This window comes from Cyclobacterium sp. 10D3-21 (assembly GCF_055809755.1).
The window spans coordinates 3,369,446-3,384,543 of the sequence record NZ_CM147924.1 but is presented as its reverse complement, the minus strand read 5'-3'; the positions used below and the strand labels follow the sequence as shown (position 1 = coordinate 3,384,543).

Annotated in this window: 9 protein-coding genes; 3 read left to right on the top strand and 6 right to left on the bottom strand. The window is 37.8% G+C overall.

Annotation, left to right across the window (positions count from 1 at the left end; all coding sequences use genetic code 11):
* Window positions 1–11 precede the first annotated feature (11 nt).
* The 4 genes from AC0L7T_RS13470 to AC0L7T_RS13455 all read right to left on the bottom strand — a co-directional run bounded on the left by AC0L7T_RS13470 (window position 12) and on the right by AC0L7T_RS13455 (window position 4,470).
* The gene (locus tag AC0L7T_RS13470) at window positions 12–1,376 is read right to left on the bottom strand and encodes a GntT/GntP/DsdX family permease (protein ID WP_473343180.1); all 1,365 of its coding nucleotides are present in this window, start codon (window positions 1,374–1,376) and stop codon (window positions 12–14) included.
* 70 nt (window positions 1,377–1,446) lie between these two features.
* On the bottom strand, window positions 1,447–2,088 hold the full coding sequence (locus tag AC0L7T_RS13465) for a bifunctional 4-hydroxy-2-oxoglutarate aldolase/2-dehydro-3-deoxy-phosphogluconate aldolase (protein WP_473343179.1): 642 nt from the start codon (window positions 2,086–2,088) through the stop codon (window positions 1,447–1,449).
* Window positions 2,057–3,052, bottom strand: coding sequence for a 2-dehydro-3-deoxygalactonokinase (locus tag AC0L7T_RS13460; protein ID WP_473343178.1), 996 nt, complete (start codon window positions 3,050–3,052; stop codon window positions 2,057–2,059). Before AC0L7T_RS13460 ends, AC0L7T_RS13465 begins: the two co-directional genes overlap by 32 nt.
* 293 nt (window positions 3,053–3,345) lie before the next feature.
* Window positions 3,346–4,470 (bottom strand): DUF748 domain-containing protein, encoded by a 1,125-nt coding sequence (locus tag AC0L7T_RS13455; protein ID WP_473343177.1) that lies wholly within the window; start codon window positions 4,468–4,470, stop codon window positions 3,346–3,348.
* 807 nt (window positions 4,471–5,277) lie between these two features.
* Here AC0L7T_RS13455 and AC0L7T_RS13450 point away from each other — a divergent pair.
* From AC0L7T_RS13450 to AC0L7T_RS13440, 3 genes are all read left to right on the top strand, one after another.
* On the top strand, window positions 5,278–8,616 hold the full coding sequence (locus tag AC0L7T_RS13450; protein WP_473343176.1) for a SusC/RagA family TonB-linked outer membrane protein: 3,339 nt from the start codon (window positions 5,278–5,280) through the stop codon (window positions 8,614–8,616).
* Between the two features lie 13 nt (window positions 8,617–8,629).
* Window positions 8,630–10,114, top strand: coding sequence for a RagB/SusD family nutrient uptake outer membrane protein (locus tag AC0L7T_RS13445; RefSeq protein WP_473343175.1), 1,485 nt, complete (start codon window positions 8,630–8,632; stop codon window positions 10,112–10,114).
* Window positions 10,115–10,194: 80 nt separating this feature from the next.
* Window positions 10,195–10,698, top strand: coding sequence for a hypothetical protein (locus AC0L7T_RS13440; RefSeq protein WP_473343174.1), 504 nt, complete (start codon window positions 10,195–10,197; stop codon window positions 10,696–10,698).
* Window positions 10,699–10,846: 148 nt separating this feature from the next.
* On the opposite strand, the gene AC0L7T_RS13435 is transcribed toward AC0L7T_RS13440, so the two are convergent.
* Window positions 10,847–13,405: a phosphocholine-specific phospholipase C gene (locus AC0L7T_RS13435; protein WP_473343173.1), complete on the bottom strand. Its 2,559-nt coding sequence runs from the start codon at window positions 13,403–13,405 to the stop codon at window positions 10,847–10,849.
* A gap of 133 nt (window positions 13,406–13,538) precedes the next feature.
* Window positions 13,539–15,092 carry a SusD/RagB family nutrient-binding outer membrane lipoprotein gene (locus AC0L7T_RS13430; RefSeq protein WP_473343172.1) on the bottom strand — a complete coding sequence of 518 codons (1,554 nt, stop codon included), beginning with the start codon at window positions 15,090–15,092 and terminating at the stop codon, window positions 13,539–13,541.
* Between the last annotated feature and the right edge of the window lie 6 nt (window positions 15,093–15,098).

The following is a 15,098-nucleotide window of genomic DNA, read 5'->3' as shown; positions in this document are numbered from 1 at the left end:
TTTTTAATTCTTTAGAAAAAAACAAAAGAAATAAGCAAAACGATAAGAAAACCTGAAACAGATATTATTGTTTCTAAGGTAGTCCAGGTTTGTAAAGTTTCCTTTTCACTTATATTCAAATATTTCTTAACCAACCAAAACCCACTATCATTCACATGGGAAAGTATACATGCACCTGCAGCTATAGCAATCCCTATTAAAGCCTTGTATGGGTCAGACATGTTCATGTCTATAATTATAGGAGAAATCATACCAGCAGCGGTTACCATGGCTACTGTTGCAGAACCCTGAATGACACGAATAATTACAGCGATAAGATAAGCCATAACAATAGGAGCTACATTATAGGCTATAAAAACTTCTGCTAGGGCTTCTCCAGCACCACTTTGGACCAAAATCTCTTTAAACATCCCTCCCGCACCAGTAATAACAATAATCAAGCCTGCAGGCGCTAAAGCTTTGTCCGAAAACTCCAGCAATTGTTTGGCCTTAAATCCTTTTCTATATCCCAAGAAATACAAGGCTACCAAAGTAGCAATAGTGAGCGCTATAAAAGGATGACCTAAAAATTGCGCTAATTCTAAAAGGTAATTTTCCCCATTTAAATAACCTGTCTCTACCAAAAGGTTTGAGGTAGTAGCGATCAAAATCAATAGTAAGGGAAGTATGATGATAAAGGCTATCAAATAAAAATCTTGACGAGAAGGATTGGAATTGCTATCTTCTTTAAATTCAATGTATTCAGGAACAGGAACAAATATTTTTTTTGAGATATACCCTCCAAAGACAGGCCCAGCTAATATAGCACAAGGCAATCCCACGACCGCACCAAAAATAATCATCCAACCTAAGGGAGCATTCAATATTTCTGCAACAGCTACTGGTCCAGGAGTAGGTGGAATAAACGCATGTGTTACTGCCATCCCAGCCAACAGTGGTACGGCATAATGCAATAAGGACAAGCCAGATTTTTTTGCCAATGCATATACCAAAGGAATTAATATAATAAACCCTACATCTAAAAAAACGGGGATAGATACAATGAAACCAGTTAGCATCAATGCCCATGAGGTTCTCTTTTCTCCAAAGCCTTGGATAAGAAAATGCGCCATGGTTTGGGCACCTCCAGAGACTTCAAGCAGTTTCCCTAAAATTGCTCCCAGCCCTACCACAATGGTAATAAAACCAAGAATATCTCCCATACCTTTTTGAAGACTGCTTATAAGCTCCATAAATGGCATTCCGGAGGCTAAGCCTACAAAACAACTGGCAAGTAATAAGGAAATAAAAGCATGAATCTTTAATTTCATTACTAAAACCAGCAATAGCAAAATAGATAAAGAGGTAATTATAAACAAGTAGAGTGTTTGATCCATGGGTTTATTAAGTAATAAATGAAGGTATAAGAAAGGTGATAGGATAAATGAAAAATTTACAAGTACACGTTTATATAGCGTCTTGATAGGTTTTTAGAAAAAGTTCTAAATGCTTTGTTAGTCCTTTCCAGTCTTTATTTTGAAGATGAACTTTAGGAACAACAGCACTCCCTACACCTACTCCACTTGCACCTGCTTTGAAATAATCTGAAAGATTATCTATACTTACCCCTCCTGTTGGCAATAATTTGATACTGTCCAAAGGACCTAATAAATCCTTGATATAGGCAGGGCCTAATGCACCGGAAGGAAATACCTTAACCATATTCGCTCCTAGTTTCCAAGCCGAATATATTTCGGTAGGCGTGAAAGCTCCAGGAAACACTGGGACGCTTTGTTCTACACAATATTGGATGACTTCTTTATCTAACACAGGTGTAACAATAAACTGTGCGCCAGCATCTAGCGCAGAATGTAAATCATTTAAGTCACAAACAGTACCTGCACCAATATTGAGATCATCTCCAAATTCATCGACCAATCGTTTAATGTCTTGGGTAGCATTCTTAGAGTTCAGGGTTATTTCCATCGTGGAGAGTCCAGCAACTTTAAAGCATTGTGCTACTTCTAAAAGATCATCACTCTCTAAATTTCTAAAAATGGCGACGATGGGTGCTTTATTAAAAGCTTCCCAGGAAAATGTTTTTTTCATTGTTAATATTTTTATTCAAAACCTGAATTTGACCATGTATTACGGACTGGCTTACCCATTGAGTAGGTAATACTTTCGGATTAAGCCCTAAAGTTTCCATTCCTATCACATAATTGGGATGAAGTTTACCTTCTGAGCAAAGGTAAATATTTGACTCTTTTTCCTGCACCAAATTAGTCAGTTCATTTCCAATCAGCAAACCGCTTAAATAATGGAAGTTTTCCTCTTTGGAACAGCGACCAAATAATTCATTCGTTCGCGTATTAAAAAGCACTGATAACAATGCATTTTCGGCACCCACGTTTACGCCTTCTGTGAAAATAGCTTTGAATTTCTCATTATCGGAGGAGTCAAATTTTACGCTTTTAGATAAAATGCTTTTATAAGCCATGAGATGAAAGACCTCGCCTGTCATATAAGTCTTAAATCCAGTCATTTGATTATTTTTCACCCATATGTGTTTGGAATGAGTGCCAGGTAAAATAAAAATACCATTTCCAGAAAAATCCTTCAATTGACGGATAACACCTATTAGCTGGGTTTCTTCCCCTCTCATTACATTGTCATCACTTTTAACACCTGAGAGTAAAAGTAAGGGGTGGTTAAATGCCTCTGATGAGTGAAAATATTCCAAATTCATCGAAGCGCCTAAAGTATCCAAAGGTAAATTGGCATAGGGCAATTCTCTTATACCGATACTGGATGAGGCCATACCTGAGCAAACAACCAACATGCCATCCAAATTAACATTCAAGGATTCCCCCATCTTTATAATTTCGTTTCTAAGTATACCAAAATAAAAACTTTCTCTGCTATCATCTTTCCCATTTTCTATATAGGATTGATAAGCAGACTGAATCCCCGCTTCATTAATATATTCACCGCAGATGGAAGCATCATCTAAATTTACAAGCCTTAGCCTGAAGGAGCTTGTACCCCAATCACAGCTTAAAAATCTCATCATATTTCGAGTAACATTAAGTTGAGTTCAAGATTGACATAAAATAACTTCAATCCTTATGGTCAAATATTAACCACTCAATAATTAAATGAAATTAGGAAATTCAAACTGAAATTAGGATAAAGTGTCAAAAAAATACCATTTAAATGCTTGAGGACTTAATTAAAAACGGAAGTAAAACTTCTAAAATACGCTCATTGAACTATTTTAAAGAGATTTTATAGTAAGTTTCATTTGGAGAAAGAAAACACCTATCCCTATCACCCAACCTCCTGGGAAGCCGTTACCTAAGTTCATTAATCATTTTTATCTCCACTGAATAATTCATTAAAAAAGCCTTTACCACCTTCCTTCTTTTCCATATTGGAAATATTAATTGATTGCTCAATTGATGGCCTTAAAGCTTGTACAAAGGCATTCCTTAAAATCAATACGATGGCTTGACCTGTATGAATATCTGGGTTTTCGAAAGTGTTCTCAATTAAAATTTTTGAGCCGATCTGGTCTTCTTTTTGATTTTCGAAAATCTCTGCAGCACCTGCTACTACAGTTTCCCAGAGGACTTGCAATACATTACCCTCCTCTTTGTTCCATTGGACGATATCAAGCGCTTTGATTAGGGGTTTTACATATCCTTTAAAATTTCCATCCTTGGCTGCAAACTCTGTAAAAACATTAAACTCTCCTTTTTTCACATCAAAATTTCCATAAGCACGCAAAAAATCATTCAACCCCACCATGTCTACCTTTTCAATTTCGGCATTCATATCAAAAGTAGGTTGATCTGCCAAGGCATTTAATTTAACATCTAAATTGAATGTTCCTCCGTAAGCTTTCCCATTTGCATTTAGGGATGAAGGCAAAGAATCACCATTTACTGGCTTATTGGTCAAGTGCTCTGCCAATATATTTAGGTCCTTGATAAAAACATCAACGTTAGGCGAGGCCATATTGTCTATATAATGAATCTCACCTTGATTAATTTCAAAGCGATTTATAGCTAAAGGCATCAAATCCCTAATCAATCCTCTGAAATCAGATGTATCTTGTTTTACTTCAGGGTCATTTTGCACTGTATTGACAAAATTTAATTTAGGTTGATCTACTATCAGTTCACCAACAATTTTCCCTTGAAACAAGGCATTCCATTGAATGGATAGATCTACTCGTGGACAAGTAAAAAATGGAATACTGTCTGAAATTTCCCGATCTTCTGTATCCCTTTTTAATATATTGATTTCATCGATTACATAGGCTCCCCTGATTAAGGCAATATCAATGTCTTCTACCTTGCCTGTGTACTCTTCCATTTCTGCCAATTGCTTGTTTACAAAATGGAGTACAATGCTTGGCAAAAAAAGCCTAAAGACAATTAAAAGTACTATAATAACTCCCAGTATAATTGTTGTTTTTTTGCGCATTTCTATAAATTTATTCTAAATTATTTTTATCAAAATCATCCACTAAAGGACTTAAACGAAAAAATATACCTGAATATCGGTTCAAATTATTGGTATGTTTTTTTATTAACGAAGGATTGTAAACTTCCAAAATACTATATTCATCCCATAATTATTGGACGTTTTTAAGCTCAATGATCGGATACAATACACCGAATAATAGAGTGGTTAATCGCAAATAATATGCCACTAAGTTTTGGCGTATATCAAACTGAAACATCTTTTTGAGCTTAAAACCGTTTAAAACCAATTGGCTCAATTTTGGAAAATTAAAGTAGGACGCCCATAAATTTTTGTAAATTATATTTTTTACAAAAATATATAGATCTAATTATCACAATCACATATAATCAGTTATATAATTACATATCATCGAGCTAAACTTTATTTAAAATCAAAAATCGTAATTACAAAAATTGAATTTTTATAGATAAAAATTTATATTTCTTTCCTCATTATAAATTATAGCTTTTTAAAGTAAAATTAAATCTATATAATTGGGTTAATAATTCTTAGTATTTTTCTCATCTGAAACGCTTCTTATATTCTTATTCTCAACCAATTAAAATGCTAAATAACGAGTTAACAACGTGTACGTTACCTCGTAAAATCTCAATAACCAACTGACTTATATAAATAATTTAAAGAAGGTTGAACAGTTAAAATAAGTAATATTAAATACTTCTTTAGAAAACAATATTTTATTAAGATTCGAACAAGTTTTATCCAAGATAATTATTATCAAAATTAATTATAACCCCAATAACTATGAAAAAAAGTATACCTCTCCGGCGGGTAGGATGTAAAAAATTATTCACCGGCCTGCTACTGGCCACCTTGACAACCAGTCAAATAACGGTTAATCCAGTAGTCGCAAATACCGCTTTTATTCCCGGTATTACAGCAACAAGTGATCTTTTGAAGGTCAACAAGTCCTTATTTGTGGATGTGACTATTAAAGGTGTGGTCACCGATACCAATGGTGAACCATTACCAGGTGTAACAATATCCATTCCAGGAACCTCAGTGGGAACGGTTACAGACATCGATGGTAGCTATACCTTGTCAGTACCTGAGAATTCTACCTTGGTATTCTCCTTTATTGGCTTTGAAAAACAAAGCATTGCCATTGGTGGTCGTAGCATTTTAAATGTGACCTTAAATGAGAATGTTTCTGCTCTTGATGAAGTGGTGGTTATTGGGTATGGTACACAGGAAAGAAAAGACATTTCCACCGCTATTTCCTCTGCCTCAGCAGAAGACCTAAAAGATCGACCATCTTCCAACTTTGCTCAATCATTGCAAGGGAAAATGCCAGGTGTAAGAATTTCAAACAACAACTCTGCGCCAGGTGGTGGATCCAATATTGTCATCAGGGGTGTAAGTTCAATTAATGCGAGCAATAGCCCATTGATCGTTATTGATGGCTTCCCAATAAAGGATGGCTATAATAAAACGGAAAACCCATTAAACTCCATCAACCCAGCAGACATAGAGTCTATTGAAGTATTGAAGGATGCCTCTTCAAGTGCTATTTATGGTACTCAGGCGGCGAATGGTGTAATTCTGGTTACTACAAAAAAGGGTAAATCAGGCAAACCAAGCATATCAGTTAATGCCACAACAGGTGTTCAATCAATGCTAAACAAAGTGGAAGTTTTGAATAGGGATCAGTTTCTTCAAATGATGGATGAATCCAGGGCTGCTGCTTATGTAATTGAAGACCCGAATTTTGGTACCAATGACCCTGAGGCACCGTTATGGCAATGGACCGATTCTGATGAAACAAGAATCAGCAATTGGACCAACTACTCTCAGTATTCTGCAGGAATGCAAGATCCTTACCAAATGTTTTACAGGTGGATTACAGTTACTGACACAACAAAAAACAGCCCATACAATACCGATTGGCAGGATGTGATAAGCCAAATGGGTAAAACTAACGATGTTCAGCTTTCCGCCTCTGGTGGAACGGATGATATTACCTACAGAATTTCAGGTGGTTATTTCAACCAGGAAGGTATCGTTAAATCTTCTGGATACGACCGTTTTTCTTTTCGGGCGAACATAGACATGAAGGTGAATAGCTACTTGAAATTGGGTCTAATGTTGGCTCCTTCTTTGGAAAACACACAAGTATTGGCCAACACAGAAGGTGGTAGTACAAGAAACCCATTTTACAATGCATTGGGTTTGCCTCCAATTTGGGCACCGACGGACGAAAATGGGGTTCCACATTACTATGGAACAGAATCCACTTATGAAAACCCATGGTTTTGGAACTTAGATTTCGCAGTCAATCCTTTGTCAAACTTTCAAATAGAAGACAAAAGAAGAACCGTTAAAAATCTGGCAACACTTTATGGAGAAATTCAACTGATGGAAGGACTTACTTTCAGGTCAGAATTCCATACACAATTCAGGTTTTGGGAAAGAAACTATTTTCTTCCTAACGCAATGCCTACCACTTCACAACCTTTTTCCAGGTCTAGAGGTATCAATCAAATCACAACAAGTTTTACATGGAATTCCCAAAATTTCCTGACTTATACGAAGAAGTTCAATGAGCATTCGTTTAATACCATGGTCGGCTACTCGGTAGATGATGCAAGTTACAGGAGCACCTATATCAATAAATACGATTACCCTACTGATTTAATACCAACATTGAATCAAGGTGTAACCATTGTTAATGCTCAAAATGATGCCCGTACCAATCGCTCTAGTGAATCTATGATTGGTAGTTTTGCAAGGGTAATTTATAACTACGATAGCAAATACTATTTCACAGGTAGTATCCGTAGAGACGGATCTTCTAAGTTTGGTAAAGACAATAAATGGGGCGTTTTCCCTTCCATGTCTCTGGCATGGCGGGCGTCTGATGAAAATTTCTTTGAGCCTTTAAGAAGTGTTATCAGTGACCTTAAAATTCGAGGAGGATGGGGAATTATTGGTAATGCTGGTATAAGCAATTACCTGGCCTTAAGTACCTTGAATTCCGGAGCTTATGTTTTGGGAGCAGGATCAACTGTAGCGCCATCGTATGTAGATGGAAAAGTAGCCAACTCCTCTCTGGGATGGGAAGAAACGACTGATTTCAGTATAGGTACAGATGTGGAGCTCTTCAATAGTAGGGTTATGTTTAGTGTGGACTATTTTCACAGACTTACCGAAAACATGCTGTTTAATTTGCCATTGCCAGTGGTAACTGGGTTTAGTTCTTTTATGGCCAACGCTGGATCTATGAGAAACAGAGGTTATGAATATTCCATTTCTACAAGAAATCTTGACGGTGCGGTCACCTGGAATACTACGGCCAATCTTTCTTATTACAGAAACAGGGTATTGGATATAGGAAAAGACAAACGACCTATAATCAATAACAATGGCTATACTGCTGAGGACAGACCTCTGGCAGGAATATGGGGTTATTCAAACCTTGGAGCATTTGATGATTGGGAAGATGTAAAAACTTCGCCAATATTTAATCCTCAACAAGCGCTATGGAGCAAGCGATCTGCACCTGGTACGCCAAAAGCAGCTGATGTAAATGGAGATGGTATTTTGGATAGCAATGACCAGACAGTTATTGGACAAAATAACCCAGCGTTTATTTGGGGTATGACCAATAACTTAGGATACAAGAATTTTGATTTCTCAGTTCATGTGAACGGCGTACAAGGAGGAGACCTTTCTATGGTGGAATTTGAAAGTATGCTCGGAAGAGGAGGAGGAAGAAGAAGTATGACTACAGAATATTTCAACAATTACTGGACCCCAGAAAGGACAAATGCAGCTTATGCCTCTCCTACCAGAAAAAGCGCTGACGGTTCCAGTGTATCGGGTAGTCTTTTATTCAAAGGTTCCTATGTAAATATTCAAAACATAGTTCTAGGATATACTTTACCAAATCAAATCGCCAATAGAGCGAATATCAGTAATCTTCGTGTGTATGTAAGTGCACAGAATGCTTTTTACTTTACAAAGTATCCAGGTTACAATCCTGAAGTAAACTACCAGGGAAATTCTGCCTTGTCTCAAGGCATAGACAGAGGAGCTTATCCTTTGGCAAGAACCATCTCTTTAGGAATCAATTTAGCATTGTAAACAGCACTCAATCATGAAAAAAATAATTAATCTACTTATAATAGCTACACTCCTCGTATCCTGCTCGGAAGAATTCCTTGACAGACAACCTGAGGATGCACTATCTACGGGGGCGTTTTACAATAACCCCTCTGAAATCAAAGCAGGCCTGATGGCGTGTTATTCCCCCTATCAGAATATTTATTCTCGGTCTGAAGTACCACAATACCTGGAAATCATATCAGATGATGCAAAAGATGTCTTGTGGCAAAGCAATGACTACCTTTTCAAAAAGAATACGGGAAACTCCCGACCAAACTTTTGGAGAGACCATTACAAAGTCATTGTAAATTCCAATAATATTATAGACATCATAGACAACTACACTCCTTTAAATACTGCGGAAGAGAACGAAATAAAAGCCTACAGAGGGGAAGCCCAATTCCTTAGAGGATTGGCTTATTTCAATCTTGTACGGCTATACGGAGATGTTCCTAAAGTAGTGGAAAGACTGGACGATCCTAACGTAGCCATTGGTATTGGTAGGACTTCTTTGAATGAAATCTATACCTCTGTAATTATTCCTGATATGGAAGGTGCAATTGCCAATTGTCTTAAAAAAGGAGACTCCGAACTTCAGGGAGAAGAAGCAAGAGCGACTAAAGGCGCTGCCATGACCATTCTTGGTAAGGTATATTTAACCTTAAAAAACCATGCCAAAGCAGAAGAGGTTTTGAAAAGATTGATCGTAAACAAAGAAGCCGGTGATTATTCACTTTTAAGTGACTTTACTGATATCCATAAAATGGACAACAAGTTTAACGAGGAATCCATTTTCGAAATCAACTACAATGCTTCTTTGGGACAGCCTAATTTCTTATTTAAATGGATGACCAATGAGAATGGATACCTTTATGGAATTGCTTCAGGTGGTGGACCAGTGATCATGTTTAACTTACTGCAAGAGTTCGTTGAGGACAATGACTGGATAGACCAACCAGACTGGACAAGGTACACTGCGACCCTTGATTCAGGATTATTGGAAGGTGGTAGCCCTGAGTTACAACCTTGGCCTAAAAAATTCACCCCAGAAACAAGTACGCTTGCCCAATACAATGTAACAGGAACAGATTACAATTACATGGTAACCAGGTATGCAGATGCGCTGTTGATGTATGGAGAAGCTTTGGTTGGCAACAATAAAGCCAGTGAAGCCCTGCCTTATTTTAATATGGTTAGAGAAAGAGCTGGCCTAAAAGGTTTGACAGTAGACCAATTGGACATTGATCAAATTTTACATGAAAGAAGGGTTGAATTGGCTTTTGAAGGCCATCGCTTTTTTGATTTAGTAAGAACGGATAAGGCTGTGGAAAAAATCTCCTGGGCCTTGATGACCATCGTAGGGTATGATGCTAGAATATTTACTACAGAGCCAATAGAAGAATATCAGCTCTTACTACCTATTCCTGTTGGTGAGATTCAAAAGGATGCTTCTCTAAATCAAAACCCAGGCTATTAAAAACCTAAGCATAGAATTTCTGAAACCAATGCAAATTGGACGTTTCGAAATTGAATTGCCAAAAATTTAAATTCAAGAAAATGAAAAAGATAAAAAACATACTAATGATGGGGGTATTGGCTCCATTTATTTTCTTCTCCTGTTTACAGGAAGATATAGTCCCGGTACCTACAGTTCAAGGTCTTCAGTTGGTCATGACAGATATTGAAGGGAATGATTCGCTTATAAATCAACCTACTGCCAATAGGTCTTTCCGATTTGTGGTAGATACTGATGCAGACATTGCTACAGTATGGCCTGGTGGAGAACGTCGTATTGTAAAGAAAGTGAATACTGAAACAGATTCATTGGACATGTTCGGTCATCCAGTTCTTATCGTAAGTGATTACTATATGGATTATGGCTTGGTAAAAGCAAGAGGTTATAAAACCGCACTTGGTGAAACCGGATGGTATACTTCTTACACCTACAAAGAAAGTGGCGATTTTGACGTAACGGTTGTAGTAACCAATCATGGTTACAGCAGTGCCGATTACAAACAGGTCGTGCATGAAGCTGGAACAGTTACAGTGCTACCTGAATAAGCTTATGTAGAGCATACTATTGAATTAAAAAAGCCTTTTTCCATTAAATGGAAAAAGGCTTTTTTTATAACATTTGCTTTTAGCGCAAAATGTTATCAAGGTCTATTAGAGGATTAATACATAATACTGATTAATTAAACCTAAGTTTCTAGCCAAGCGTAAATGAAACTTCACCGCCCATCAAAGGATCTGATATACTGTCCTTGCCAAATTCTAAGCGACCACAATACCTTCTACTAAAGGTATTATTCCCTATAATCTTTAGGGTAAAATCATACCAGCCATTGCTTTTTACAGTAGGCACGCGAATAGGTTTTTTCTCTCCAGCAGCCAGTGTTATAGATTTTTTACCATGCTTATAGGCATTGTCATTCACCTCAACCGTCACCTTCTCCTGAGCCGTGTTTTCCATATCTATGCTATAAACGCCAGTCTTTTCTTTACCAGCCTCAGCAGTATAGGTAGAAATCAAAGTCAATTTAGGATCACTTTTATCCCCCTTAAATTCTCTAAAAAAACCATTTGGCCCATAAACCTGCAAATGATAAGTAGCCCCTTCAAAAGCTTCTAAAGGCCATTCATAGTTCAAACTATCTCCGGCTTTTACTGCAAAGGACCAGTTTTGAGCACTTTCAAAAGTATTTGTTTTTGGATTTTTATAAGCACCAGGCGCATATACTGTAAATGGAGCACCAAGGGCTTTCTTCCCAAATTTCTTATTGGAAGCAGCCAAATCAAGTACAATGGATTTACGGGAAGACTTAAATTCACCATCCACATACAATTCATAAGCAAGTGCATTAGAAGGTTTGGTTCCCGGCTCTTGTTTAGGCATCAAAGGTGACTGCAAGTGACTGTTATTAATCAGGCTCACTTCACTGTCTGTCAAAACTTTAAAGTTGTCAGGAATGTCTTTATAGCTGGCATTGAGAATTTTCTTAACATGTCCTTCCATGGTCAAGAAATTGGGCAAATCTATTTTCTCACCATTATAGGGTCTAAAAACGGAGGTGAGGTCTCCACTTACCGTCCTACGCCATGAACTAATATTGTCTTCTATAATTTTTTTACCTGTTTTATGGGACAAAAACTTTTCCATAAACATAATGGTGGTAGTTATGTCACAAATCTCCGAGTTAACCCAGCCCCCTCTACTCCAAGGTGAGGCAACAATTAATGGCACTCGATATCCCAAACCTACCGGACTTTCACGAACATCTTCGGCATCCATTCCTGGGTAATTTTCTTCTTGCTCCTTAAATACAAATTCAGTTCTGGCATCTATGCCTTTGGATACTTTTCCCGCACTTGGATCATTGGGTTTTGGTGGAACAAATGGCGGAACGTGATCAAAATAGCCGTCGTTCTCATCGTAATTGAGTATGAAAATTGTTTTTTTCCAAACCTCAGGATTCTTCGTTAGAATTTCCAGTGCTTCAGATACATACCAAGCCCCATACCAGGGAGCGCTAGGGTGGTCAGAAAAATTCTTTGGAGCCACTAAATAGGACACTGTTGGAAGATTTCCGGAGTCCACATCTTTTCTAAATTCGTGGAAAATGTCTCCTTTAGGGATTTTAGTGGACCTTTTTTCTCCTTCTTCCTCGTACTCCAGCACCTCAGTTTTATGGTAATCCGGATCTGAAATGTTCGTGGTGAATGCGCGCTGATGCATTTCCTTGTCTCGAGCTGATAACTTTTCAAAGGCCTCTGGCCCAAATTTTTCTATGGAATTGTTTACAAATTCAATGGCCTCTTTTTTAGAAACAATTGCTTTTCTTATATCGGCTTTATCTGTTTCAACTGCCTTGTCAAGTGAAGCTTCCAATTTGGAAATTTCTGCAGGAAGTGTTTTTTGCTTGTGTTTCAAAAATTCATAATGGCCGGGAGTATACCTCACCTCAAATTGCTTGAACCATTCCAGGTTATTGTCTGTAAAATTAGCCAACCAGGAACTGTCCTCTCCTTCCAGCATGGTCGATAAACTTACTTCATTCTGGTATACCTTCCATGGAATGCCATTGTCCTGAAGGCGATCAGGGAAAGTTTTCCAGTCTACTTCTTTTCCATAAGTGTGTTCTCCATTTCTCACCAAAGGTTTTTCGCCAACTTTACCTACCGTTTTACCTGCCCAGTGAAAATTTCGGTTGGTAGTGGTCCCAGTAAGTGCTCCACAAAAATGCTGGTCACAGACTGTAAATGCGTCGGCGAAGGCATAATAAAAAGGAATATCTTGTCTTTCATAAAACCCCATTGTCATGGGAACATGTTGGTATTCTTTTCTACCTGGTCTTTTGGCTTCTATCCAGCCATCGTATTTACCATTGTTCCTCGCATCCACCTGATTCTCCCAGGAATGAGGAATATCACTCATCCAGGTCGCTTTGGTCTCATTTATATTAAACCTAAAAGGCGTAAAAGCATTTCCTTTATTGTCTCGTTGTAACCAGACTTTATCTTTGTTTGGCAATGAAATAGTTCTCGGATCATTAAAACCTCGAACACCTTTTAACTTTCCAAAACAATGGTCAAAAGATCGGTTTTCCTGCATTAATAAAACGACGTGTTCAGCATCTTGAAAAGTTGTTCCCGGATCAGGATTGATGGCCATTGCTTTTTCGATGGAAGCAGGCAAAACACCCCATAATCCCAGTCCTCCAGAAAAAAGGGCTGCTTTCTTTAGAAAATCTCTTCTATTATCATTCATAATTTAAACGCTATATAAAATCAAATTCTTTTAATATAATTCCAATTTAAACAATCGCCCCATTTATCAATTGTCTTTTATAAAAAAAGGGGGATTAAACTCCCCCTTTTTACTATTTTAATCTACAATCAGACTATTCAACATCCCACCAAACTCGGGTAGTGATCCTATCCTCTCCCTGAGCAGCAACAGCGTCAAGGTAATTTTGTTTATTGAGCGCCTGAACACCTGTAGGATACATAAACCTAACAGGAACAGTAGAAATATAGGCTGCTGGTCCGGGGTTGATTTCAGGAATCCCCGTTCTTCTCCAGTCAAACCAACCTTCCATGCCGTTAAAAAACAGACTTAACCATTTTTGCGTACCTATTTTTTCTAGTTTTTCGGCTTGAGTGCCACTATAATTAACACTTTCCTGGCTAAAGTAACTCTCCTCTGGCTGCAAAACATCTGCAATTTCTCCCAAACTGGCTACTCTAAGTCTCGATTCATAATAGTCAAATGAGCTACGAATACCATTTTCATAATAAGTCGCAGCATCTCCACTTGTGATATAACCTTTTTCTCTGGCTTCTGCCAAAATAAATTGAACTTCAGAATAGGTCATAAGAAGAGATTGGTAACCAATAGGGGAAGCGTAATCTGAGCAAGCCAGACAAGAAAAGAAAACCCCTACTCTGGAAATATAATTAGACCCTCCCTTTTCAGGGTCTCCAGAAGGTGAATAACCTACTGCATTTTCATCAGCCAAACCATTGGGAACACCTGCATAATCCTCTTCTTCACCTATCAAACCAGCTCCACTGTTGTTTGTTGGTTGGTAATAGACATATAGGCGATTGTCTTTCATGTCCTTAAGGTAGGCTTCGATGGTAGTACTTAGCCTATACTCATCAAATGAGCCTGACCTTGTAGTGAAAAGGGCATGTTGGTTAGGAACGTCCTGCAAATGCTGTAAAGCAGCATTGTCTTCAATACCTTCAAAAATAGGAAATTGAGTAGGGTTAGAAACGATTGCCTGCATGCCTGCTGAAGGATCTTTACGATCTGAAATTCTAAGCAAAGCCCGTAAACGCAATGAATTCGCGAATTTTTTCCATTTCATAATATCCCCTTGAAATAGAATATCTCCTTCTACACTTTCCGAAGTACTCCCCAATAATTGGTTCGCCAGTTCCAAATCATTGATTATCCCATCATATATCACTTCTTGGCGATCAAATTTTGGATAATTGATTCCTTCTTTGGCACTAGTGGCTTCTGTATAAGGAAGGTCACCGTAAGCATCCGTCATGAAGGCATACATTAATGATTTCACAACAAGTGCAACACCTACATAATTGTTTTCTCCCAATTCACCGGAAATTTTGATCACATTATTGACATCTCTAAGCGAATTGTAATAGATATTATAAGGATCTCCCTCAGGGCCCCAGTTGTACCGGTCCTCATTGGTAAATTGAATCTTGGCAGTATACTGCATAACCACATTACCAATTCCCCAAGCCTGACCAGCCATTTCACTAGCTGCATTTCTAATAATATTTGGCAATAACAAAGAGGCGGAAACCTCTTCAGGACTATTGGGGTTTTTATTTACTTCTTCAAAATCCTTGTCACAGCTTACCAGAACAAGCAAGAAGCAGAAGGATAAAGTGCGCGTTAATATTTTATATATAGCTTTCATTTTTGT

What these genes read in the sequence shown, in the direction of transcription:
- AC0L7T_RS13470 (WP_473343180.1), bottom strand. Translation starts at nt 1,376, where the DNA reads ATGGATCAAACACTCTACTTGTTTATAATTACCTCTTTATCTATTTTG.
- AC0L7T_RS13430 (WP_473343172.1), bottom strand. Translation starts at nt 15,092, where the DNA reads ATGAAAGCTATATATAAAATATTAACGCGCACTTTATCCTTCTGCTTC.
- AC0L7T_RS13435 (WP_473343173.1), bottom strand. Translation starts at nt 13,405, where the DNA reads ATGAATGATAATAGAAGAGATTTTCTAAAGAAAGCAGCCCTTTTTTCT.
- AC0L7T_RS13445 (WP_473343175.1), top strand. Translation starts at nt 8,630, where the DNA reads ATGAAAAAAATAATTAATCTACTTATAATAGCTACACTCCTCGTATCC.
- AC0L7T_RS13440 (WP_473343174.1), top strand. Translation starts at nt 10,195, where the DNA reads ATGAAAAAGATAAAAAACATACTAATGATGGGGGTATTGGCTCCATTT.
- AC0L7T_RS13465 (WP_473343179.1), bottom strand. Translation starts at nt 2,088, where the DNA reads ATGAAAAAAACATTTTCCTGGGAAGCTTTTAATAAAGCACCCATCGTC.
- AC0L7T_RS13460 (WP_473343178.1), bottom strand. Translation starts at nt 3,052, where the DNA reads ATGATGAGATTTTTAAGCTGTGATTGGGGTACAAGCTCCTTCAGGCTA.
- AC0L7T_RS13455 (WP_473343177.1), bottom strand. Translation starts at nt 4,470, where the DNA reads ATGCGCAAAAAAACAACAATTATACTGGGAGTTATTATAGTACTTTTA.
- AC0L7T_RS13450 (WP_473343176.1), top strand. Translation starts at nt 5,278, where the DNA reads ATGAAAAAAAGTATACCTCTCCGGCGGGTAGGATGTAAAAAATTATTC.